18 protein-coding genes, 1 tRNA gene and 1 riboswitch are annotated in these 22,142 nt (G+C 70.9%); of the genes, 7 read left to right on the top strand and 12 right to left on the bottom strand.

Annotated features, from left to right (window positions below):
- Nucleotides 1-110 precede the first annotated feature (110 nt).
- Nucleotides 111-482, top strand: a complete 372-nt coding sequence (locus tag ACIRO3_RS21335) for a hypothetical protein (protein WP_404138967.1) — start codon at nt 111-113, stop codon at nt 480-482.
- A 391-nt stretch (nt 483-873) separates the two neighbouring features.
- Here ACIRO3_RS21335 and ACIRO3_RS21330 read toward each other — a convergent pair whose 3' ends face one another.
- Entirely contained in the window at nt 874-2,256 is a 1,383-nt protein-coding gene (locus ACIRO3_RS21330) for a cystathionine beta-synthase (protein WP_361780058.1), read from the bottom strand.
- Nucleotides 2,257-2,390: 134 nt separating this feature from the next.
- Here ACIRO3_RS21330 and ACIRO3_RS21325 point away from each other — a divergent pair, with 134 nt between their 5' ends.
- From ACIRO3_RS21325 to ACIRO3_RS21315, 3 genes are all read left to right on the top strand, one after another.
- Entirely contained in the window at nt 2,391-3,440 is a 1,050-nt protein-coding gene (locus ACIRO3_RS21325; protein WP_404138965.1) for an SGNH/GDSL hydrolase family protein, read from the top strand.
- A 177-nt stretch (nt 3,441-3,617) separates the two neighbouring features.
- A complete protein-coding gene (locus ACIRO3_RS21320) occupies nt 3,618-4,838 on the top strand; it encodes an acetyl-CoA C-acetyltransferase (RefSeq protein WP_404138963.1) in 1,221 nt (406 codons plus the stop codon).
- Between the two features lie 754 nt (nt 4,839-5,592).
- On the top strand, nt 5,593-6,399 hold the full coding sequence (locus tag ACIRO3_RS21315) for a hypothetical protein (protein ID WP_361780061.1): 807 nt from the start codon (nt 5,593-5,595) through the stop codon (nt 6,397-6,399).
- Here the strand turns inward: ACIRO3_RS21315 and ACIRO3_RS21310 are convergent.
- Nucleotides 6,383-6,754: a hypothetical protein gene (locus ACIRO3_RS21310; RefSeq protein WP_404138960.1), complete on the bottom strand. Its 372-nt coding sequence runs from the start codon at nt 6,752-6,754 to the stop codon at nt 6,383-6,385. The genes ACIRO3_RS21315 and ACIRO3_RS21310 overlap by 17 nt on opposite strands.
- Nucleotides 6,755-6,852: 98 nt before the next feature.
- Here ACIRO3_RS21310 and ACIRO3_RS21305 point away from each other — a divergent pair, with 98 nt between their 5' ends.
- A complete protein-coding gene (locus tag ACIRO3_RS21305) occupies nt 6,853-7,083 on the top strand; it encodes a DUF4287 domain-containing protein (RefSeq protein WP_361779970.1) in 231 nt (76 codons plus the stop codon).
- Between the two features lie 149 nt (nt 7,084-7,232).
- Here ACIRO3_RS21305 and ACIRO3_RS21300 read toward each other — a convergent pair whose 3' ends face one another.
- Together ACIRO3_RS21300 and ACIRO3_RS21295 are read right to left on the bottom strand one after the other, a co-directional pair.
- Nucleotides 7,233-8,087, bottom strand: a complete 855-nt coding sequence (locus ACIRO3_RS21300) for a Bax inhibitor-1/YccA family protein (RefSeq protein ID WP_404138957.1) — start codon at nt 8,085-8,087, stop codon at nt 7,233-7,235.
- A 687-nt stretch (nt 8,088-8,774) separates the two neighbouring features.
- Nucleotides 8,775-8,856: transfer RNA gene (locus ACIRO3_RS21295), tRNA-Leu, on the bottom strand.
- 457 nt (nt 8,857-9,313) lie between these two features.
- Between ACIRO3_RS21295 and ACIRO3_RS21290 the strand changes: the two genes are divergently transcribed.
- A complete protein-coding gene (locus ACIRO3_RS21290; RefSeq protein ID WP_361779976.1) occupies nt 9,314-10,087 on the top strand; it encodes an ABC transporter ATP-binding protein in 774 nt (257 codons plus the stop codon).
- A gap of 55 nt (nt 10,088-10,142) precedes the next feature.
- The gene (locus ACIRO3_RS21285; protein ID WP_361779978.1) at nt 10,143-12,695 is read left to right on the top strand and encodes an FtsX-like permease family protein; all 2,553 of its coding nucleotides are present in this window, start codon (nt 10,143-10,145) and stop codon (nt 12,693-12,695) included.
- Between the two features lie 90 nt (nt 12,696-12,785).
- Here the strand turns inward: ACIRO3_RS21285 and ACIRO3_RS21280 are convergent, their stop codons facing one another.
- From ACIRO3_RS21280 to ACIRO3_RS21245, 8 genes are all read right to left on the bottom strand, one after another.
- On the bottom strand, nt 12,786-14,174 hold the full coding sequence (locus ACIRO3_RS21280; protein ID WP_404138952.1) for a class I SAM-dependent methyltransferase: 1,389 nt from the start codon (nt 14,172-14,174) through the stop codon (nt 12,786-12,788).
- Nucleotides 14,175-14,331: 157 nt separating this feature from the next.
- Entirely contained in the window at nt 14,332-15,717 is a 1,386-nt protein-coding gene (locus ACIRO3_RS21275; RefSeq protein ID WP_361779984.1) for an NAD(P)/FAD-dependent oxidoreductase, read from the bottom strand.
- Between the two features lie 494 nt (nt 15,718-16,211).
- Nucleotides 16,212-17,189 (bottom strand): exopolyphosphatase, encoded by a 978-nt coding sequence (locus tag ACIRO3_RS21270; RefSeq protein ID WP_404138949.1) that lies wholly within the window; start codon nt 17,187-17,189, stop codon nt 16,212-16,214.
- Nucleotides 17,186-17,725 (bottom strand): DUF501 domain-containing protein, encoded by a 540-nt coding sequence (locus ACIRO3_RS21265; protein ID WP_361779990.1) that lies wholly within the window; start codon nt 17,723-17,725, stop codon nt 17,186-17,188. Before ACIRO3_RS21265 ends, ACIRO3_RS21270 begins: the two co-directional genes overlap by 4 nt.
- Before the next feature lie 57 nt (nt 17,726-17,782).
- Nucleotides 17,783-18,271: a septum formation initiator family protein gene (locus ACIRO3_RS21260; protein WP_404138947.1), complete on the bottom strand. Its 489-nt coding sequence runs from the start codon at nt 18,269-18,271 to the stop codon at nt 17,783-17,785.
- A gap of 104 nt (nt 18,272-18,375) precedes the next feature.
- Nucleotides 18,376-19,671, bottom strand: coding sequence for a phosphopyruvate hydratase (gene eno, locus ACIRO3_RS21255; RefSeq protein WP_361779993.1), 1,296 nt, complete (start codon nt 19,669-19,671; stop codon nt 18,376-18,378).
- Nucleotides 19,672-19,945: 274 nt separating this feature from the next.
- The gene (locus ACIRO3_RS21250; RefSeq protein ID WP_366149000.1) at nt 19,946-20,665 is read right to left on the bottom strand and encodes a transglycosylase family protein; all 720 of its coding nucleotides are present in this window, start codon (nt 20,663-20,665) and stop codon (nt 19,946-19,948) included.
- A gap of 3 nt (nt 20,666-20,668) precedes the next feature.
- A riboswitch (cyclic di-AMP (ydaO/yuaA leader) is annotated at nt 20,669-20,839 on the bottom strand.
- Between the two features lie 277 nt (nt 20,840-21,116).
- Nucleotides 21,117-22,127, bottom strand: a complete 1,011-nt coding sequence (locus tag ACIRO3_RS21245; protein WP_404138945.1) for a transglycosylase family protein — start codon at nt 22,125-22,127, stop codon at nt 21,117-21,119.
- Nucleotides 22,128-22,142: the final 15 nt, after the last annotated feature.

The following is a 22,142-nucleotide window of genomic DNA, read 5'->3' as shown; positions in this document are numbered from 1 at the left end:
GTCACCGAGCACTCTGCATGCGGTTATGCAGGACGGCAAGCCGCCGGCCGCTCCGCGAGACGGGGGACAGCCCCAGTGCCGGGGCGCCCGGCGGTCCCTAGCCTGAGGGCATGGAACGCCAAGAGCTGAAGAAGGAACTCGACGCGACGCTGGACGCGCGGCGGGAGCTGGGGAGCGAGTACGAGTCCGCGCTGGTGGACTCGTTCGTCGAGAAGGTGGACGTCCAGCTCCGCCGGCGGCTGGCCGAGGAACGCCTGGCGGCCGCCCGGGGCGATCACCGCGCGGCGTCCCCGGACAGCAACTTCGGGGAACGCTTCGGCTTCGCCATCATCACGCTGGTGCTGGCGATCCCGCTCTCCGCGATCGCCGCCGTCCAGACCGGGTTCAAGGGCCTGCTGGTGGCGTTGGCGGGCATCGTGGCGGTGAACTTCGTCCACGCGACCAAGTCCCTGCGCCCCCTCCGCGCCCGCAGGGGCGAGTGAGCCGAAGGGGCGCGCCCGGGGAACAGGCTCCTCGCGCGGAAGACCGCGAGGAACGAGCGGTATGAGCACGTGGAGCCTGCGAGTCGGGCCGCAAGCGCCCCGGAGGCGAACCGAGCCCTCAAGAAGAGCGAGCGTAAGCGCGGGGACCGCCGCACCCCGGTTACCCGGGGGCGGGACGACGGCGGTCCCCGCGATGGACACGGGCCGGGTCAGGGCCGTCCGCGTCCATGGCGTCGTCACGGTCCGGGAGCCGCTCCGGAGCCACGCCGACACCAGTCGGTGGGCCGGCGAGGAGCGCTGCGCGTTCTCGCCGACAACCACCACTGTGCCGGGGCCGTGTTAAGCCGGTGCTGCCGTCGCGTGTCGGGCCCGTACCGTTTGCGCGTCGGGCCTACTTCGCGCCCTTGGCGAGGAACGCCAGCAGGTCCTGGCGGCTGACGACGCCGGTGGGCTTGCCCTCGACCAGCACGATCGCCGCGTCGGCCTCACCGAGGACGGCCATCAGCTCGGACACCGGTTCGCCGGATCCGACCTGCGGCAGGGGCGCGCTCATGTGCTTCTCCAGCGGGTCCCCGAGGTTGGCCCGCTGGGCGAACAGCGCCGCCAGGAGTTCCTTCTCGACGACGGAGCCGATGACCTCGGCGGCCATCACGTCGGGGTGGCCGGCGCCCGGCTTGACGATCGGCATCTGCGAGACGCCGTACTCGCGCAGGACCTCGATGGCCTCGCCGACGGTCTCCTCGGGGTGCATGTGGACGAGGGAGGGGATGCCGCCCTCCTTGTCCTTGAGGACCTCGCCGATGCGCGCGGAGGGGCCGGCCTCCTCCAGGAAGCCGTGTCCGGCCATCCACTCGTCGCTGAAGATCTTGCTGAGGTAGCCGCGGCCGCTGTCGGGCAGCAGGACGACGACGACGTCGTCCGGACCGAGGCCCTCGGCGGCACGCAGCGCGGCGACGACGGCCATGCCGCAGGAGCCGCCGACGAGCAGGCCCTCTTCCTTGGCGAGGCGGCGGGTCATCTGGAAGGAGTCCTTGTCGGACACCGCGATGATCTCGTCGGTCACGTTCGGGTCGTAGGCGGTCGGCCAGAAGTCCTCGCCGACGCCCTCGACGAGGTACGGGCGGCCGGATCCGCCGGAGTAGACCGAACCCTCGGGGTCGGCGCCGATGACCTTGACCTTCCCGCCGCTGACCTCCTTGAGGTAGTTGCCGGTGCCGGAGATCGTGCCGCCGGTGCCGACGCCCGCGACGAAGTGGGTGATCTTCCCGTCCGTCTGGTCCCACAGCTCGGGACCGGTGGTCTCGTAGTGCGAACGGGGGTTGTTCGCGTTGCTGTACTGGTCGGGCTTCCAGGCGCCGGGCTCGCGAGCGAGGCGGTCGGACACGTTGTAGTACGAGTCCGGGTGCTCGGGGTCGACGGCGGTCGGGCAGACCACGACCTCGGCGCCGTACGCGCGCATCACGTTGATCTTGTCCATCGAGACCTTGTCAGGACAGACGAAGATGCACTTGTAACCCTTCTGCTGGGCCACGATGGCGAGTCCTACACCGGTGTTGCCGCTGGTCGGCTCCACGATGGTGCCACCGGGCTTGAGGGCACCGCTCTGCTCGGCGGCCTCGATCATCCGGACCGCGATGCGGTCCTTGACCGAACCGCCGGGGTTGAAGTACTCGACCTTGGCCAGGACGGTCGCCTGAAGCCCTTCGGTCACACGGTTGAGCTTCACCAGCGGGGTGTTGCCGACGAGGCTGATCATCGAGTCGTGGAATTGCACCATGTTCTCCAAGGAGGGGACTCCACGGGTTCTCCGGGAGGTCCGGCCAGAGTATGCGGAAAGGGATTGACCGACCGGCACTACGGGGCAGGTAGGTCTTCGAGGCCAGGCACGGAAGCGAGGTGGCTCGAAGGGTGTCCAGGGCGAGGACGGCCCGCCGGATCGCGGCGGGCGCGGCGTACGGCGGGGGCGGGCTCGGGCTCGTCGGGGCCGCCGCGGTGGGTTTGGTGTTGGCGGAAGTGCAGTTCGCGAAGCGGACGGTGGGCACCGGGCTGCCCGATCCGCCGCGCGCGGACGGCCTGTACGGGAGTGAGTTCGGCGGCCCCGAGCTGAGTCCGGGGCCGCTGCGGATGGGCATGCTGGGCGACTCCACGGCGGCCGGGCTGGGGGTGCGGCGGGCCCGGCAGACCCCGGGCGCCCTGCTGGCGTCGGGGTTGGCCTCGGTGGCGGAGCGGCCGGTGGAGCTGCGCAACGTGGCTCTGTCGGGGGCGATGTCCGACGACCTCGACCGGCAGGTGGGCCTCCTCCTCGACGGAGTGGACGCCGGCGCGCCCGCCCCGGACGTCTGCGTGATCATGATCGGCGCGAACGACGTGACGCGCCGGATGCCCCCCACCCAGTCGGTCCGGCTGCTCACCGCGGCCGTCCGTCGGCTGCGCCTGGCGGGCTCCGAGGTCGTCGTCGGCACCTGTCCGGACCTGGGCACGATCGAGCCCGTCTACCAGCCGCTGCGCATGCTGGCCCGGCGGGTCTCGCGCCAGCTGGCCGCCGCGCAGACGATCGGCGTCCTCGCCCTGGGCGCCCGTACGGTCTCGATGGGGGACCTGCTGGGCCCCGAGTTCGCGGCGAACCCGCGCGAGATGTTCGGCCCGGACTCCTACCACCCGTCGGCGGAGGGGTACGCGACCGCCGCGATGGCCGTCCTGCCGACGCTGTGCGCGGCGCTGGCCCTGTGGCCCGAGTCCGACCGCCTGGACGTCTCCCGCGACGAGGACATGCTGCCGGTGGCGAAGGCGGCGTCCGCGGCGGCCGGCGAGGCCGGTACGGAGGTCACGGCGGCCCGGGGCCCCTGGGCCCTGCTCAAGCACCGGCGCCGGCGGCGGATGCCGACGGCCCCGGACATCGGCCAGCCCGGCGAGGGGGAGGCCCCGGCGGGCCTCTCCGGCAGCCGGTCGGGCGCGTAGCCGGCCCTCCGGCCGCCCCGGGGCCCGGGGTGCACGGCGCCCGGATCCGGCCCGCGCGACCCGCCGTGCGCGCAGTGCGGCCCTCATCACATGCCGAGGCCGGTGACCTCGACCGTACGGGCCGGTAACTTCACATGCGGTCCGACACGAGCCGCAACGCACCCCCTTGGAGCCCCGATGCCCGAAGCCGTCATCGTTTCCACCGCCCGCTCGCCCATCGGGCGTGCCTTCAAGGGGTCCCTCAAGGACGTCCGCCCGGACGACCTGACCGCCACGGTGATCCAGGCCGCGCTGGCCCAGGTCCCCGGGCTGGACCCGCGCGAGATCGACGACCTGATGCTCGGCTGCGGCCTCCCCGGCGGCGAGCAGGGCCACAACCTGGGTCGCATCGTGGCCGTGCAGATGGGCATGGACTACCTGCCCGGCACGACGATCACCCGGTACTGCGCCTCCTCGCTCCAGACCTCCCGCATGGCCCTGCACGCCATCAAGGCCGGCGAGGGCGACGTGTTCATCTCGGCGGGCGTCGAGATGGTCTCCCGGTCCGTCAAGGGCTCCTCGGACGGCATGCCGGAGACGCACAACCCGTTCTTCTCGGACGCCGAGGCCCGTACCGCGGCCGTCGCGCAGAGCGAGGGCGCGTCCTGGCACGACCCGCGCGAGGACGGCCTGGTCCCCGACGCGTACATCGCGATGGGTCAGACCGCCGAGAACCTGGCCCGCGCCAAGGGCGTGACCCGCGCGGACATGGACGAGTTCGGCGTCCGCTCCCAGAACCTGGCCGAGGAAGCCGTCAAGAACGGCTTCTGGGCCCGCGAGATCACCCCGGTCACCACCCCGGACGGCACGGTCGTCTCCACCGACGACGGGCCGCGCGCCGGGGTCACCCTGGAGGGCGTCCAGGGCCTGAAGCCCGTCTTCCGCCCGGACGGGCTGGTCACGGCGGCGAACTGCTGTCCGCTGAACGACGGCGCCGCGGCGCTGGTGATCATGAGTGACACGAAGGCGCGCGAGCTGGGCCTGACCCCGCTGGCCCGGATCGTCTCCACCGGTGTCACCGGCCTCTCCCCCGAGATCATGGGCCTGGGCCCGGTCGAGGCGTCGAAGCAGGCCCTGAAGCGGGCCGGCCTGACGGTGGACGACATCGACCTGTTCGAGATCAACGAGGCGTTCGCGGCCCAGGTCATCCCCTCCTACCGGGACCTGGAGATCCCGCTGGAGAAGCTGAACGTCAACGGCGGAGCCATCGCCGTCGGTCACCCGTTCGGGATGACCGGTGCCCGCATCACCGGCACCCTGATCAACAGCCTGCAGTTCCACGACAAGCAGTTCGGCCTGGAGACGATGTGCGTGGGCGGCGGCCAGGGCATGGCCATGGTCATCGAGCGGCTGAGCTGAGCCGGAGCGGCGGGTAGGGGCCCGTCCGAGGCACGAGGACGGGGACCTGCCCGCAGCGGTGGCGAGGCTCGGCGCGACCGACAGCACGAGCGGCTGAGCTGAGCCGGAGCGACGGGTAGGGGCCCGCCCGAGGCACGAGGACGGGGACCTGCCCGCAGCGGTGGCGAGGCTCGGCGCGACCGACAGCGCGAGCGGCTGAGCTGAGCCGGAGCGGCGGGTAGGGGCCCGTCCGAGGCACGAGGACGGGGACCTGCCCGCAGCGGTGGCGAGGCTCGGCGCGACCGACAGCACGAGCGGCTGAGCTGAGCCGGAGCGGCGGGTAGGGGCCCGCCCGAGGCACGAGGACGGGTCCCCTCGTTACCGCGAGCGGGCCGGGAGCTGAAAACGGTCGGGGCCGTGGCGTAGTGGTGTCGGAACGCTGCGCGACGGCCCGCGGGCTCCCCATGCGGCCCGCCGCATATCTGATCAAGCCCGGCGCCCAGGCGCCGTAAGGATTTCAGCCGGCTCCCGCGTCCCGCACTGACGCCGAATCCAATCCCGTCGCGGCCGAGCTGTGACCGAATCTCCCCCAGGATGTGACCTTTGTCCTGGGGGTTTGGCATTTATGCAGGTCAGGCCGTACCGACCGGAGACCCTAAGGCCCAAAGACCTGTCCAATTCATGACGTAATGCACTGCCTGCCATTCCCAGCAGAGGTCAAGCTGATGTAGGAAGTCGGGGGACCGAATCAACCGGGAGTTAGTCAGTGAGCGCCATGTCTCTTGCCCTGCTGCTGACCACGGCCGCTGCCACGGCCGTGGGCGCCGCTGCGCTGCACGCCGTACACGGACTGCGAAAGCAGGTCACGGCCCTGCGCGGTGAGCTCGTCGTTCCGGCGCACCCGCGCGGTGCGGCCGTCCCGCACGCCCGCAGCGCCGTGGAGTCCCCCGCGTCGGAGATACGAGCCGCCGTGGCCGAAGCACTCGCCGAGGAGCGCGAGCGCGAGCTGGCCGAGGCGCGTGCCTTCTGGGCCGCCCAGGAGGCCCGTGACGCCGCCGACGCCCCCTCGCTGCTCGGCGGTCTGCCGGGGCTCGGCGAGGAGAGCCCGGTCTTCCTGCCCCGGCAGGCGGACATGGTGGGCCTGGAGCCGCTCCTGGGCGACGAGATCCTCGACGAGTACCCCGAGGACTCCCCCGAGCTGGCGGCGGCCCGCCGACGCCACCCCTCGCACCCCGACTTCGTGCCCGTACAGGCCTCCCACCCGGGCGCGGACCACGAGCGCACGGTGAACCGCCTGGAGGAGCTCGCGGAGGCCCGTACGGCCCTCGCGGACGTCCGCCCGGGCCCGCTGGGCACCCTGGACGTGTACGTCTTCACGGACGGCACCACGCTCTGCATGACCCCGGGGCACCGGGAGACCGCCGAGCGTCTCTCCGAGGCCCTGCGTTCGGGCACCGCGCCGGTCCTGCTGGGCGGCTCGGGAATCTCCGGTGCCTACGCGCTGACCTTCTCCTGCGGTGACTCCGAGGACCCCGACAGCAACGTCTACATCCTCGCGGACCGCGTCATCGCATCGCTCTGATCTCCGCCTGCTCCACCAGTCGCACGGCCTCGTCCAACACCTCGGACGGGGCCTTCGCGTCGTCGGGGGCGGCTTCGCAGGCGATGGCCCGCAGCGCTTCCACGAGGTCCAGTCCGGCGACCGCCACCTGGTCCCCGACGACGAAGATGCCCGCGTCCGGGACGACGCGCGCCGGAGCCGCCCCCGCTCCCTCGGCGCTTGCGGCGGACTCCAGCCGCTGGGCCCGTACGGCCAACTCGCGGGCCAGTTCCAGTGCCTCGGCGGCGGCGCCGCGCTGGAGGCGGCTCTGCGGTGCGGCCCGCAGCCGGTCGGCGAAACGTTCGACCACGAGGGTCAGGGGCGAGGTATCGAGCACCCCGCCGACCTTACGCGCCGCCCGGGCACCATTGCCAACGAGCGAACGCTGAGGCACGGTGTCGTGAAGAGAACACGGCGATACCTCCGGAGGCGCCCATGTCCGTAGAGTTCTCCGAGCAGACACACCGCAACATGATCGACAGAATTCCCCTGACCACCGGTCGTGAACTCTCCGACTGGCTCCGCGCCGTGGACGAGGGCCCCTCCCTCGTCCGGTTCGAGGAGAAGGTCAGCTGGCTGCGCGGCGCGCACGAACTGTCGTACGGCCAGGCCAAGGCGATCATCCACGAGTACGACCTGCGCAGGGCCGCCCGCAGACTGGGCTAGCCGCTGTCCCGGTCCCCGCCCCGTCCCGAGTCCACCGACGACCGACGACCCTGCCATCCCTCACGAGACACGGGAAGGCCCCGCGAGCGGCGTGCTCGCGGGGCCTTCCTGATGTGTGGGGGCGTCCGCCCGGCGTGTGACCGGTACGACTAGTCGTCGCCGGAGAGGATCGAGAAGAGCCGCAGCATCTCCAGGTAGATCCAGACCAGGGTCGTGGTGAGGCCGAAGGCCGCCAGCCACGCCTCCTCGCGCGGGGCGCCGTACGTCACGCCGTCCTCGACCTGCTTGAAGTCGAGGGCGAGGAAGCAGGCGCCGAGGATGATGCCGATGACGCCGAACAGGATGCCGAGGCCGCCGCTGCGGAAGCCCAGGCCGTTGCCGCCCGCGAAGATCGAGAAGAGCAGGTTGACGACCATGAGCAGCATGAAGCCCATGGCGGCCGCCATCACGAAGCCGTAGAAACGGCGGGTGACGCGGATCCAGCGCATCTTGTACGCGAACAGCACGCCGGCGAACACGCAGAGCGTGCCGAGCACGGCCTGGATGACCACGCCGGAACTGATGTAGGTGCTGACCGCGGCGCTGATGACACCGAGGAAGACACCCTCGAAGGCCGCGTAGGCGAGGATGATCGCCGGCGAGGCCTTGCGCTTGAAGGATTGGACGAGCGCCAGGCCGAACGCGATGAGCATCGCGACGACGGCGATCCCGTACGACTTGTTCAGGTTGGCCGCGTCGACCGGCAGGGCGAGCCAGGCGACGGTCGCGGTGAGCGTGAGCACGCCGAGCGTCATGGCCGTACGGCTCACGACGTCGTCGATGGTCATCGCACCGGCGCGCGCCGGTGCCTGCGGCATCCCCGTGGCGGGGTCCGTGGCGTAGGGGTTCGTCGCGTACGGGTTGGTCGCGGTCCCGGCCTGCGCCTGCTGCGCGTCGAAGCCCGCGTAGCCGCCGTTGTCGCGGCTGAACCCCCGTCGCGAGAAGACCGGGTTACTGCTCCTCATCTCACTCCTCCATGGCCACCGTGCGCGGCCTTAGCAACAAGAGTAATGCGCTCGCAAAGGAATCACCCTACTGCTGGAGGAGGATCTTTCCCCCTCTCACAGGAGCCCAAATAGGGCAAGCGGGACCCTGGCCCGCGCAAGGACGACCAGGAGGTCGGAGCATACGGCCGCAAGGCCTCCGGCGCCCTCCGGACCGGCACTCACGCCCTTCCGAGGCGTCGGCAACGCCCTTCCGCGGCGGCCGGCGCGCCGGGCCGACGCGTCCTTTCCGCGCGACCCGCGTATCGCCCGATATCCGGGCCGCCAAACTCCGGGGAATCGACCTCCTTCGAATCGCACGGCATTCCCGCACTCCCGAAAGGACCATTTCCCCGGCCGCCGCCCCACCCGCTCGCATGCGCCCGACACGCCCCGGGCTCAAGGACGTTCGTCGCGGGCCCCGCGTCGGCGCGACCGGGGGCAGCCAACCTGCGGCGCGTCAGGGTTCGTTGAACAGGGGCCCCGGGCCTGCGGGCGAGGGGGCGGGGCTTCGGCGGCACGGGCGTCGAGGGTCGAGGGACGCGTCGAGGGACGTGTGGCGTCGGCCGCCGGTCGGTCGGGGGCCTCGCCCCGCAAGCACGACGGCGGGGGCGCCCCCCAGGGCACTCCCGCCGTTCGCGTGTTTCCCGTCCGCACAGAGCGTGGTCGTGCCCGAAGCCGGACTTGAACCGGCACGGCCCGAGGGCCAGCGAGGTTTAAGCTCGCCGTGTCTGCATTCCACCATCCGGGCAGGGCGTGGCGGCCCCCGTGGAAAAGCCTTCAACGCTGCGTCGAGCCTATCCGGAACGCCCCTGTCCCGACCTGGGCTTCTGCCCGATGTTGTCTGATTTTATTGGCGCTTGAGGGGCCGTCAGGCCCGATAAGGCGTTGTCGGCACCTTCCCGACGGCGATCACCCCCGCGATGGGAATGACGGGATTTCGCCGCCGCACGCCACCCGGCCGCCACCCGGCCGCCACCCCGGACCTCCCCGCGGCCCCGCACGACCGTCGGAACGCCGACGGAACGCCGACGGATCGGCCGTTCCCCGACCGCCCCTGTCATACCAGAGGAGGAGACGAGCACGCCGGCGATCAGACTCCAGTGGGCCAGTGAACGGGCACCTCGGCTGATCCGGAGCGGGGTGGTGCGCGGCGAGGATGGAAGGGTCCCGCCACACCGCAGCACCCATGCTCGACAGGAGCCCCCGTGACCACCGTGAACTACGCCCCGCACACCACCCAGGCCGTGGCCGCCCGCGCCACCCAGCTCTCCAAGGTGTACGGCCAGGGCGAGACCCAGGTGGTCGCGCTGGACAACGTGTCCGTCGACTTCGCCGCCGGCCAGTTCACCGCGATCATGGGCCCCTCCGGCTCCGGCAAGTCCACGCTGATGCACTGCGTCGCCGGTCTGGACACCTTCTCCGCCGGCTCCGTGCGGATAGGCGACGTAGAGCTGGGCTCCCTCAAGGACAAGCAGTTGACCCAGCTGCGCCGCGACAAGATCGGCTTCATCTTCCAGGCGTTCAACCTGCTGCCGACGCTGACCGCCCTGGAGAACATCACGCTCCCCATGGACATCGCGGGCCGCAAGCCCGACAAGCAGTGGCTGGACTCCGTGATCTCCATGGTCGGCCTCTCCGACCGGCTCGGGCACCGCCCGACCCAGCTCTCCGGCGGCCAGCAGCAGCGCGTGGCGGTCGCCCGCGCCCTGGCCTCCCGCCCCGAGATCATCTTCGGTGACGAGCCGACCGGAAACCTGGACTCGCGCTCCGGCGCCGAGGTCCTCGGCTTCCTGCGCAACTCGGTCCGCGAGCTGGGCCAGACCGTCGTCATGGTCACCCACGACCCGGTCGCCGCCTCCTACGCGGACCGCGTCATCTTCCTCGCCGACGGCCGGATCGTCGACGAGATGATCAACCCGTCCGCCGACGGGGTGCTCGACCGCATGAAGGCCTTCGACGCCAAGGGCCGTACCAGCTGAGGGACCGCCCCTCCGCACGTCCTCCGCCGGCCCCCGACATCCTGGATCCTCCACCATGTTCCGTACCGCCCTGCGCAATGTGCTCGCGCACAAGGCCAGACTGCTGATGACGGTGCTCGCCGTCACCCTCGGCGTCGCCTTCGTCTCCGGCACCCTCGTGTTCACCGACACCCTCGGCAAGGCCCTCTCGGGCCAGTCCGCCAAGAGTTACGACAAAGTCGCCGTCTCCGTGACCTCGTGGGGCGCGGGACGCAACGAGGACGGTGTCCGCGAGGGCGACCCCGGCATCAGCCGGCAGACCGTCGACAAGGTCAGGGCCGTCAAGGGCGTCGACACCGTCTCCGCCCGGGTCTCCGGCTTCGCCGGCGTGGGCGACGAGAACGGCAGGCTCATCGGCGACGGCTGGGCCAACCGCGGCTCCAACTTCGCCCCGGCGAAGGGCGGTCAGGACCCCTCGTACACGTTCGTCGAGGGCTCCGGTCCGACCACCGCGAACCAGATCGCCCTCGACAAGGAGACGGCGAGCACGGGCAAGTACAAGGTCGGGGACAAGGTCCGCGTCGCCACCAACGGCCCGGTGAAGGAGTACGTCCTCGGCGGCGTCTTCACCACCGAGGACGGCCAGGTCAACGCGGGCGGCAGCCTCGTCCTCTTCGACACCGCCACCGCCCAGCAGCTCTACCTCAAGCCGGGGTTCTTCGACGAGCTGTCCGTGAGCGCGGCCGCGGGCGCCTCCTCCGACCGGTTGCTGGCCGACATCGAGCCGCTGCTCGACGACAAGAACACCCGGGCCCAGACCGGCGCCGAGCTCGCCAAGGAGCAGGCCAAGGACATCAAGGCCCAGATGAGCGGCATGAGCACCATGCTGCTCGTGTTCGCCGGCATCTCCCTCTTCGTCGGCATCTTCCTGATCTACAACACCTTCACCATGCTGGTCGCCCAGCGCACCAAGGAACTGGCCCTGCTGCGCGCCGTCGGCGCCAAGCGCGGTCAGGTCGTGCGCTCGGTCCTGAGCGAGGCCCTGGTCGTGGGTGTGATCTCCTCCGCGATCGGCCTGCTCACCGGTATCGGCCTGGCGATCGGCATGCGGTCCCTGATGGACTCCATCGGCGCCAAGATCCCGGCCGGTGACCTGGTCATCGCGCCGGCGACGATCATCGCGGCCCTCGTCATCGGCGTGTTCGTCACCACGGTGGCCGCCGTGTTCCCCGCGTGGCGCACCGGCCGGATCCCCCCGGTCGCCGCGATGGGCAGCGCCCACCTGCCGGCCGACGCGAAGTCGCTGCTGCTGCGCAACATCAGCGGCAGCGTCCTGAGCCTCGTCGGCTTCGCGATGACCCTGGGCGGCGTGTCCGTCAGCGGTGAGAACGGCCGCTACCTCATCGGCGGCGGCGCGTTCTTCATCCTCATCGGCCTCATCGTGCTGCTCCCGCTGCTCTCCCGGCCGCTGATCGCCGCCGTGCGACCGCTGCTGGAGAAGGTCTTCGGCGTGCCGGGCAAGCTGGCCGCGCAGAACGCCGTGCGCAACCCGCGCCGCACCGCCGTCACCGCCGCCTCCCTCGCCATCGGCCTCACCCTCGTCACCACCCTGTCCGTGCTCGGCATCACCATGGGCAAGGCCGTGGACCGGATGAGCACCGACAAGCTCAAGGCCGACTACAAGGTCTCGATGGCCATGGGCGGCGGCAGCCTCGACACGTCCGTCGCCGAGGCCCTGGCCAAGGCGCCCGGCATCAAGGCGGTCTCCCCGCAGCGGGCCGACATGCTGAAGATCGGTGAGGACTTCAAGGCGGCTTCCGGCGTCAACCCGACGGCCATCGGCGAGCTGCTCAACATCGACGTGGTCGGCGGCTCGCTGGGCAGCCTCGCCCAGGGCCAGGTGGCGGTCGCCGAGAAGACGGCGAAGGAGGGCGGCCTGAAGGTCGGCTCCACCCTCCAGGTCATGTACGACGACGGCAAGAAGGGCTCGCTGAAGGTCGGCGCGATCTACAAGGACATGGAGGGCCTGCTCTCCCCCTACGTCCTCGACGAGAAGATCCTCGCCCCCCACACCGAGAAGCCGTACATCCCCGAGGTCTACGTCAACGCCACCGGCGGCGAGTCGAAGGCCGGCGAGAAGGCCGTCCTCGACGCCCTCGGCAACAACCCGGCCCTCTCCATCGCCACCCGGCAGGACATGCGCAACGAGATGGGCGGCATGATCAACACCGCTCTGAACGTCATGTACGGCCTGCTCGGCATGGCGCTGATCGTCTCGGTGCTCGGCGTGGTCAACACCCTGGCCATGTCCGTCTTCGAGCGGACGCAGGAGATCGGCATGCTGCGGGCGATCGGCCTCGACCGCAGCCGGGTCAAGAACATGATCCGCCTGGAGGCCGTGGTCATCTCGCTCTTCGGCGCGGTCCTCGGTGTCGCCATCGGCGTCTTCCTCGCCTGGGCGGTCGGCTCCACCCTCACCGAGTCGGTGCCCGACTACGCGCTGGTCCTGCCGTGGGACCGGATCGGCATCTTCCTGCTGCTCGCCGGCGTGGTGGGCGTGCTGGCGGCCATGTGGCCGGCCCGCAGCGCCGCCCGGTTGAACATGCTGACCGCCATCAAGACCGAGTAGTCCGGCCGCGCTCCGAGGCCTTGGCGGGCCACATCGTGAAGGGCCCCGCGACGTTCGCCGTCGCGGGGCCCTTCGCCGTCCTCCCCGTCCTCACCGGGCCTGCGGTGCGCCCCATTCCCGGGCGCGCAGCGGCAGTCCCGACTCGGACCTCGGTCCGGGCCGGACGGCGAGGACCTGGTTGACCCCCAGCCGGTTGTGTTCGAAGCCGAGCGCGGAGGCCGCCATGTACAGCCGCCACACCCGCGCCCGGCCGGGCGAGGTCAGGCGCACGGCCTCGTCCCAGTGGTCCTCCAGCCGCGCGACCCAGGCCCGCAGGGTGAGTGCGTAGTGCTCGCGCAGCGCCTCGACGTCGCGCACCTCGAAGCCGGCGCGTTCCAGTTCGCCCACGGTGCCGCCGATCGGGGAGAGCTCCCCGTCGGGGAACACGTAGGCGTCGATGAACTCGTCGATCCGGTAGGCCTCTTCGTCGGGCTCCGGCGGGCGGGCGATCTGGTGGTTCAGCAGTCGCCCGCCGGGGCGCAGCAGCGCGTACAGGGTGCGGGCGTACTCGCGGTAGCGCTCGGCGCCGACGTGTTCGGCCATCCCGATCGAGGAAATGGCGTCGTAGGGGCCGTCCTTGACGTCCCGGTAGTCCTGGATCCGGATCTCGATCCGGTCGGCCAGGCCGTCCTCCGCGACCCGCTTGCGGGCGTACGCGGCCTGCTCGCGCGAGAGGGTGATGCCGGTGACCTGGGCGCCGTACTCACGGGCCGCGTGCAGGGCCATGGAGCCCCAGCCGCAACCGACGTCGAGCAACCGCTGTCCGGGCTCCAGGGCCAGCTTGCGGCAGACCAGGTCGAGCTTGTCCCGCTGGGCCTCCTCCAGGGTGGCGTCGGGTCTCCAGTAGGCGCAGGAATACACCATCGAGGGGCCGAGCACCCGCTCGTAGAACTCGTTGCCGACGTCGTAGTGGTGGCTGATGGCCTCGCGGTCGCGGCCCTTGGTGTGCCGGGCCCCGGAGCGTCGGACGGCTTCCTCGGGCGGCGGGGCGGGCGCCGGCCACGGCCGGGCCAGGGCGACGAGTTCGCGTACCGCGGCCCGGGCCTCGGGGTCGCGCAGCAGGGCGGCCGAACCGGAGGCGGCGGCTGCCCGGGCGAGCAGGTGGGGGCGCAGTGCGGCGAGCTTGCCGAGGCCGACGAGCGGCTCCACCGCGGGGCGGGCGGGTGCGGGGTCCGCCTCCCAGAGCAGGCCGGCGACCCGGTCCAGCAGCTCGAAGAGGTCTCCGTCGACGGTGAGGTCGCCGGCGACCCATGCGCGGGCCAGTCCGAGCTCCCCGGGTTTCCACAGCACACGGCGCAGGGCGCGCCGGTTGGCCAGTACCAGAATGGGTCCGGACGGCGGACCGGCCTCGCTCCCGTCCCAGGCTCGTACGCGGACGGGCAGGGGCGTGCCCAGCAGGGTCTCGGCAAGAGCGGCCAGCCGCGGCGCGGCGTCGGTCATGGTGGGCACCTCCAGAAGTTTCGACCGAACGACCTACCCATTTCCGGCGCCGGACAATCCGGGGGAACACCGAAGGGGCCGCCCGCACCACGGATGGCGGGCAGCCCCTTCGGGGACGTGCTGGGTCGTGCTCAGGATCCTGCCGGAGCGCGCCGGGTCAGGAGGCCTTGGCCTTGGCGGCCGGGGCCGCGGTGGAGGCCGGGGCCGGCGCCGGCTTGGCGGCCTCGTAGAACTCCTCGCGCGGGGTCTCCAGGGCTCCGAGGGAGACGACCTCGCGCTTGAGGAACATCGCGAGGGTCCAGTCGGCGAAGACGCGGATCTTGCGGTTCCAGGTCGGCATGGCCATGCCGTGGTAGCCACGGTGCATGTACCAGGCGAGCCGGCCCTTGAGCTTGATCTTCATCTTGCCCATGACGATCATCGCGACGCCCTTGTGGAGGCCGAGGCCCGCCACCGCACCCTTGTTGGAGTGCGAGTACTCGGACTGCGGGAAGCCCCGCATGCCCGAGATGACGTTGTCGCCGAGGACCTTGGCCTGGCGCAGCGCGTGCTGGGCGTTCGGCGGGCACCAGGCGTTCTCGACGCCGGCCTTGCGGGCGGCCACGTCGGGGACCTGGGCGTTGTCGCCCGCGGTCCAGATGTAGTCCGTGCCCTTGACCTGGAGGGTCGGCTCGGCGTCCACGTGGCCGCGCGGACCCAGCGGAAGACCGAAGCGGGCGAGCGCCGGGTTGGGCTTCACGCCGGCGGTCCACACGATGGTGTTGGAGTCGACCTCGAGGCCGTTCTTCAGCACCACGTGGCCGTCCACGCAGGAGTCCATGGAGGTGTTCAGGTAGATCTCGATGCCGCGGGACTCGAGGTGCTCCTTGCCCCAGGTGCCGAGCTTCGGCCCGACCTCGGGAAGGATCTTGTCGGCCGCGTCCACCAGCACGAAGCGCATGTCCTCGCGCTTGATGGTGGTGTAGTACTTCACGGCGTCGCGGGCCATGTCCTCGACCTCGCCGATGGTCTCCGCGCCGGCGAAGCCGCCGCCGACGAAGACGAAGGTGAGGGCCTTGCGGCGGACGTTCTCGTCCGTCGTGGACTCGGCCTTGTCGAGCTGCTCCAACACGTGGTTGCGCAGACCGATGCCCTCCTCGACGCCCTTCATGCCGATGCCCTGTTCGGCGAGGCCGGGGATCGGGAAGGTGCGGGAGACGGCGCCGAGCGCGATCACCAGGTAGTCGAAGGGCAGCTCGTACGCCTCGCCGACCAGCGGCGTGACGACGGCGACCTTGCGGTCCTGGTCGATGGTCGTGACCCGGCCGGTGAGGACCTCTGCCTTGGGCAGCACGCGTCGCAGCGGGACGACGACGTGCCGAGGCGAGATGCTGCCTGCGGCCACTTCAGGGAGGAAGGGCTGGTAGGTCATGTACGAGCGCGGGTCGACGACCGTGACGGTCGCCTCGCCGTAGCGCATCTTCTTCATGATGCGCTTGGCTGCGTACAGGCCTACGTACCCACCTCCTACAACGAGGATCCTGGGACGCTCCGTGGTGCTCATGGAACGAGTATCCAGCACCCTCAGGAGTGGTGCTCGTGAGCCCCTTCACAAGGTGCTGCCCGCCCTCTGCTACACTGCGCCGCCCACGTGACCCAGGTCATGGCGGGAAACGGGAACCACGGTGTAACGGGAGACGTTGTACACCAGTCCTGAACTGGCCTGAAGGCCTTCAAGCGGAGTGGACCACCGGGTTCGTGGGTACCTACCGACACCCCTCGCCGTCGTCCGCGATTCGCACGAACACTCGTATGAAACGGGCCCGTGGACCCCCGGAACGCCCCGAACGACCCCCACCGTGACCCCACCGACCTTTTTTCCTTGTGAAGAACTTCACGAACTTGGTGGGGAGGGAGGGACTTCCGACCCCCGAAGCTGCCTTTCGAAGGGCCTCGGCCGGATGGAGCAACCCGTTGGCGGGGTCGCGGCGGGCTTCCGACGACGAAGGCGGCGCTCCGGTCGACCGACCGGGGCGCCGCCTTCGAACGATTCACGGGTCAGGACCGGTGCATGTCGGCCTCGACCTCTTCCGCCGTCTTGATCGCGATGCCGTCGAGGATGTCGTGTTCGGAGACCACGACCTCCGCGGCCCCGACCCGCTCCATGATCGCCAGCAGGACCAGGGCGCCGGCGCCGATCACGTCGACCCGGCCCGGGTGCATGACCGGGATCGCGGCGCGTTCGGCGTGCGTGGCCGTCAGCATCCGCTCGCTGATCTCGCGCACCGTCTCGTAGGGGATCCGGGAGTGGTGGATGGCGGCCGAGTCGTACTCCGCCAGCCCCAGCGCGATCGCGGCGACGGTGGTCACCGAGCCGGCCAGGCCGACCAGGGTGCGGGCCTCGGTCAGCGGCACGGTCTCGGCGGCCAGGTCCAGGGCCGCCTCGATGTCGGACCGTATGGCGGCGATCTGCCGCTCGGTCGGCGGGTCGGTGACGGTCCCGTCCACCACCAGGTGGCGTTCCGTCATCCGCACGCAGCCGACGTCCACCGAGCGGGCCGCCCGGACGTGCTCGGAGCCCACGACGAACTCGGTGGAGCCGCCGCCGATGTCGACGACCAGGAACGGCCGCTCCATGTCGGTGCGGCCCGCGAGTTCCTTGGTGGCGCCGGTGAAGGAGAACTCGGCCTCCTGGTCGCCGGTGATCACCTCGGGTTCCACGCCCAGGATGTCCAGGACGCCCCGGACGAACTCGTCCCGGTTCTCGGCGTCCCGCGAGGCCGAGGTGGCCACGAAACGGACCCGCTCGGCGCCGAGTTCCTTGATGACCGCGGCGTACTCGCGGCACGCGGCGAAGGTGCGCTCCAGCGCCTCCGGGGCCAGCCGGCCGGTCTTGTCCACGCCCTGGCCCAGCCGGACGATCGTCATCCGGCGGTCCAGCTCGACGAACCCGCCCGTGGCCGGGTCGCAGTCCGCGACGAGGAGGCGGATGGAGTTCGTCCCGCAGTCGATGCCCGCGACCCGTGTGGAGCTCACGCGTCCGCGTCCTTCTTCTCCCCGCACGGGGTGACGCAGGGGCCCTTGGCCCACCACTCGGGCAGCATCGCCAGGGCCTCGTCGCCGAAGGGGTTGACGCCGGGGCCGGCGGCCAACGAGTGGCCCACCAGTACGTGCAGGCACTTGACCCGGTCCGGCATGCCGCCGGCACTCGGGAAGCCCTGGAGCACCTCGATGGCGTCGCGGCGGGTGATGTAGTCCTCGTGCGCGGCCCGGTAGGCGGCGGCCAGCTCCGGGTCCTCGGCGAGCCGGGCCTGCATCTCCTTCATCACGCCGTTGGCCTCCAGCGTGCCGATGGCACCGGCGGCGCGCGGGCAGGTCAGGTAGAACAGCGTCGGGAAGGGGGTGCCGTCGGGGAGGCGGGGCGCGGTCTCGACGACGTCCGGCTGCCCGCAGGGGCAACGGTGCGCGATGGCGCGCAGCCCGCGCGGCGGGCGGCCGAGTTGCTGCTGGAACGCCTCGATGTCCGCGGCGGTCGGCTCGGTGCGGTCGGTCTGGGGCGGGGGCGTCTGCATGCCTGGGATGAGTCTCTTCGTTCGTGTGCGGGTGTGTCGCGGGCGTGGCGTGTCGGGTCAGTCGCCGGGGCGGTCGGCCTTGTCGACGCCGTCCCAGACGTTCGAGTACCAGGGCCGGTCGGAGCTGGCCTGCCCGGTGCGGCGGTCTTCCTTCGCCTCGGTGCCGGGGTCGTTCATGATGTAGCCGATCTCCCCCGGGCGCAGGAAGTGCAGGTGCTTGCGCGCCTGCTGTTCCGCGTAGGCGGGGTCCTGCCAACGGGCCTTCTCGTCGCGGAGCTTCTCCAGCCGTTCGCGCGCGTCGGTGGCGTCCCGCTGTTGCTGCGCGATCTCGGAGCGCTGGGACACGTACTGGCGCATGGGATACGCGAGGGCGACGACCAGGGTACAGAGCACGAGCACCAGGAGCGCGGCCCGGCCGGTGAGCCGGCTGCGGCGGACCTGGCGGCGCGACTGGGAGCGGTAGACGTGCGCCGCGGTCCGTTCGCCGAGTGCCTTGAGTCTGGTCGCGGTCGAGAAGGTGGAGAACCGATCCCGGTTCCCGGCCATGGTCCCGCCTCCCCTGAGTGCGCTACGCAATACGTCCCCGCACACGGTACGGGACCGAGTGCGGGGACGTACGGAGGCCGGGGCGTGATTAGCCCTCGCCGTTCCTACTGGTTCGCGGGGCGAAACCGCGGGAAGGCGGAGCGACCCGCGTACACCGCGGCGTCGTCGAGGATCTCCTCGATGCGCAGCAGCTGGTTGTACTTGGCGACGCGGTCCGAGCGGGCCGGGGCACCGGTCTTGATCTGGCCGCAGTTCACGGCGACGGCGAGGTCGGCGATGGTGACGTCCTCGGTCTCGCCGGAGCGGTGCGACATCATGCACTTGAAGCCGTTGCGCTGGGCCATCTCGACGGCGTCGAGGGTCTCGGTCAGCGAACCGATCTGGTTGACCTTGACGAGAAGGGCGTTCGCGGAGCCCTCCTCGATGCCGCGGGCCAGGCGCTCGGGGTTGGTGACGAAGAGGTCGTCGCCGACGATCTGGACCTTGGAGCCCAGCTTGTCGGTGAGGGTCTTCCAGCCGGCCCAGTCGTCCTCGTACAGCGGGTCCTCGATGGAGACCATCGGGTACGCGGAGACGAGCTCCTCGTAGTACTCGGTCATCTCGGCGGCCGAGCGGGACTGGCCCTCGAACTCGTACTTGCCGTCCTTGTAGAACTCGGACGCGGCGACGTCGAGCGCGAGCGCGATGTCCTTGCCGGGGACGTAGCCGGCCTGCTTGATGGCCTCGACGATGAGGTCCAGCGCGGCGCGGTTCGACTCCAGGTTCGGGGCGAAGCCGCCCTCGTCGCCCAGGCCGGTGGAGAGGCCCTTGGTGTGCAGGACCTTCTTGAGGGTGTGGTAGACCTCGGCACCCCAGCGCAGCGCCTCGGAGAAGGACTCCGCGCCGATCGGGGCGATCATGAACTCCTGGATGTCCACGTTGGAGTCGGCGTGCGACCCACCGTTGAGGATGTTCATCATCGGAACGGGCAGCAGGTGCGCGTTCGGGCCGCCGAGGTAGCGGAAGAGCGGGAGGTCCGAGGCCTCGGACGCGGCGTGCGCGACGGCGAGGGACACGCCGAGGATGGCGTTGGCGCCGAGGGAGCCCTTGTTGTCGGTGGCGTCCAGGTCGAACATGGCCTGGTCGATCAGGCGCTGCTCGGTGGCGTCGTAGCCGACGAGCTCCGGGCCGATCTGCTCGATGACGGCGAGGACGGCCTTCTCGACACCCTTGCCGAAGTAACGGTTGGGGTCACCGTCACGGAGCTCGATGGCCTCGAATGCACCGGTGGAGGCGCCGGACGGGACTGCAGCACGACCGGTGCTGCCATCGTCGAGGCCAACCTCGACCTCGACCGTGGGGTTGCCTCGGGAGTCCAGGATTTCCCGGGCTACGACGACGTCGATGGACGGCACGAGCATCTCCTTCTGGGATGTGACGCTGGGTGTGCGGTGGCGGGTCAGGCCGTGGGATGGCCTTGCCGACTAGAGCCTAACCGGCTCCGGCCACTCGGCCGGCCGACCGCCCGGGTCCTGGGACGAAAAAGGGCCCGAATACCTTTCTTCCAGGACATACGACCCTTGATCCTTGGCGGGTTCGGGGCCCGACCGGGCCCGGACACGCCACCGCCCGGCGCGTGGAGGGGTACGCGCCGGGCAGGGATGCGTCAGGACTGACGCGGTGTCATCGGGGGGTTCAGCTGAGGTTCAGCTTCTGCCCGGGGTAGATCAGGTCGGCGTCCGGGACGATGTCCTTGTTCAGCTCGTGCAGCTTCTGCCAACCGCCCTTGACGCCGTTCGCGTCGGCGATGGTGCCCAGGGTGTCGCCCGCCTTGACCTCGTACGAGCCGTTGCCGATCTTCGGGGCGGCGGTGGTCTTCGGGGCCTTCTGCGGGGCCGGGGTGGCCGTGGAACGCTCGGAGCGCGTGGTGGTGGAGCCCTCGGAGCGCTTGGTCTCCGTCTTCGGCGCGGCCTGCTGCTTCTTGGGAGCGGCCTGCTGCTTCTTCGGCTTGGGGGTCTCGGCCGAGCCGCCGCCGCTGTACGAGGAGTTGGACAGGCCCACGCCACAGGACGGCCAGGCGCCCTTGCCCTGGCCCTTGAGGACCTTCTCGGCGATGGCTATCTGCTGCGACTTGGAGGCCTGGTTGGCCTGCGAGGCGTACGCCTTGCCGCCGTAGGCGGCCCAGGTGCCGGACGAGAACTGCAGGCCACCGTAGTAGCCGTTGCCCGTGTTGATGGACCAGTTGCCACCGGACTCGCAGGAGGCGACCTTGTCCCACTCGGAAGCGGTGGCGGCGGACGCGGAGCCCGCGGCCATCAGGGGCGCCGCGACGGCGACACCGGCGACACCGGCGAGCGTGACGATGCGGGCGGCCTTGGAGGCGCGACGGTGCTTGCCCTTGCCGGAAAGCAGCATGGAATTTCTCCTCACCGACGCCTACGAGGTGAGCTGTCGGGTTCGGGCGAGTGAGTTGCCCGGCCGCACGACTGGCGTGCGTCTTAACCCCCAGCCGGTTCGCGGCCGTCTTCCGACGGCCCGTCCCGGCGCCTACCTTGGTTCCCCCGCTCCTGCCTTCGGCGCTTGCGCGACGACTGTTCTCTCCGTCCGCCGGCAGGATTCGGCGATGCGGTCGAAGAGGCTCGCGGTGACGAGCGATTCAGAAGGTAGACAGGTCTCCCCCCGATGTTCAACGAGCAACATCGGGGGGAAAGGGCCCTACTTGCGTTCCGCTTCGGGGCGTTTGCGCAGGTGAGGGCGGGGTTTGCGACAGCTTCGATACGAGACACGCCAGTTGGGCGGAAGAGACGCATGTCTCACTTGCCGAAACCGGACATTCGGATCTTAATGGGTGCCCGAACTGCCCCTATTACTTGGTTAGATCCAGGTTCTGTCCGGGCTTGATGAGGTCCGCGTCCCCTCCGATGACCTGCTCGTTGGCCTCGTAGAGCGTGGTCCAGCCGCCCTTGAGCCCCTTGGCATCCGCGATGGCGGTCAGGCTGTCGCCCGCCTGCACCGTGTACACGGGCTCCGGCGCGGTGTTGGGGACGGCCCCGAGGGTCTCGTCCGCCGCCGGGCCGCGGTGCTTGCCGCCGCCGTCCGCCGCGGAGTCGGTCGGGGTGCCCGTCGGTGCCGAGGGCGTGGCGGAGGGGTCGGCCGGGTTCGGGTCCTTGGCGGGGTCCGAGGGGACCGTCGGGGTGGTCGTGCCGCCCGGGGTGGTCGGGGCGACGGGCGGCTGGTTGGCCGGGCCGGTGGGAAGGGTCGGGTCCGGGTCCGGCATGACGGGCAGTCCGGTGTTGGGACCCAGCGGCACGTCGGGCAGCGTGAACGACGGCGTGCCGGACGGACCGGGCAGCGTCGGGGTGGGCGCGGTGGGCGTCGGCACCCCGAAGTCGGTGGCCGGCGTGGAACCGGTCTTCGGCACCGAGGAGTCGGGGCGGGAGGGGCTGGGCGCGACCGGCGCGGGGGCCTCGATCCGGCCCGGGTCCACCGCGGCCGACGGTCCCTGGCGCGTCAGGCCGGCCGAGGACGCGCACAGCGGCCACGCCTGGGGGCCCTGCGAGGCCAGCACCTGTTCGGCCACGGCGATCTGCTGGGAGCGGCTGGCGAGGTCGGGGCGCGTCGCGTAGTCGAGCCCGCCGGCCTCGTTCCACTGCTCCTGGGTGAACTGGAGCCCCCCGTACGCGCCGCTGCCGTAGTTGGCGCTCCAGGATCCGCCGCTCTCGCACTCGGCGACCGTGTCCCACGTGCCGGCGTCGGCGGCGCTCGCGTTGGTTGCCGCGAGCAGCGGCAGGGCCAGCGCGGAACCGGCGACTCCGGCGGTGACGACGAGTGCGGGTATCTGCTTGGGGCGTCTGTGGCGGCCGTTCCCGGAACGCATGAGGCTGTACCTTTC

The organism is Streptomyces sp. NPDC102278 (assembly GCF_044766345.1).
Taxonomy (GTDB): domain Bacteria; phylum Actinomycetota; class Actinomycetes; order Streptomycetales; family Streptomycetaceae; genus Streptomyces.
The sequence above is the reverse complement of the archived record's forward strand: the minus strand, read 5'-3'. Positions and strand labels throughout refer to the sequence as shown.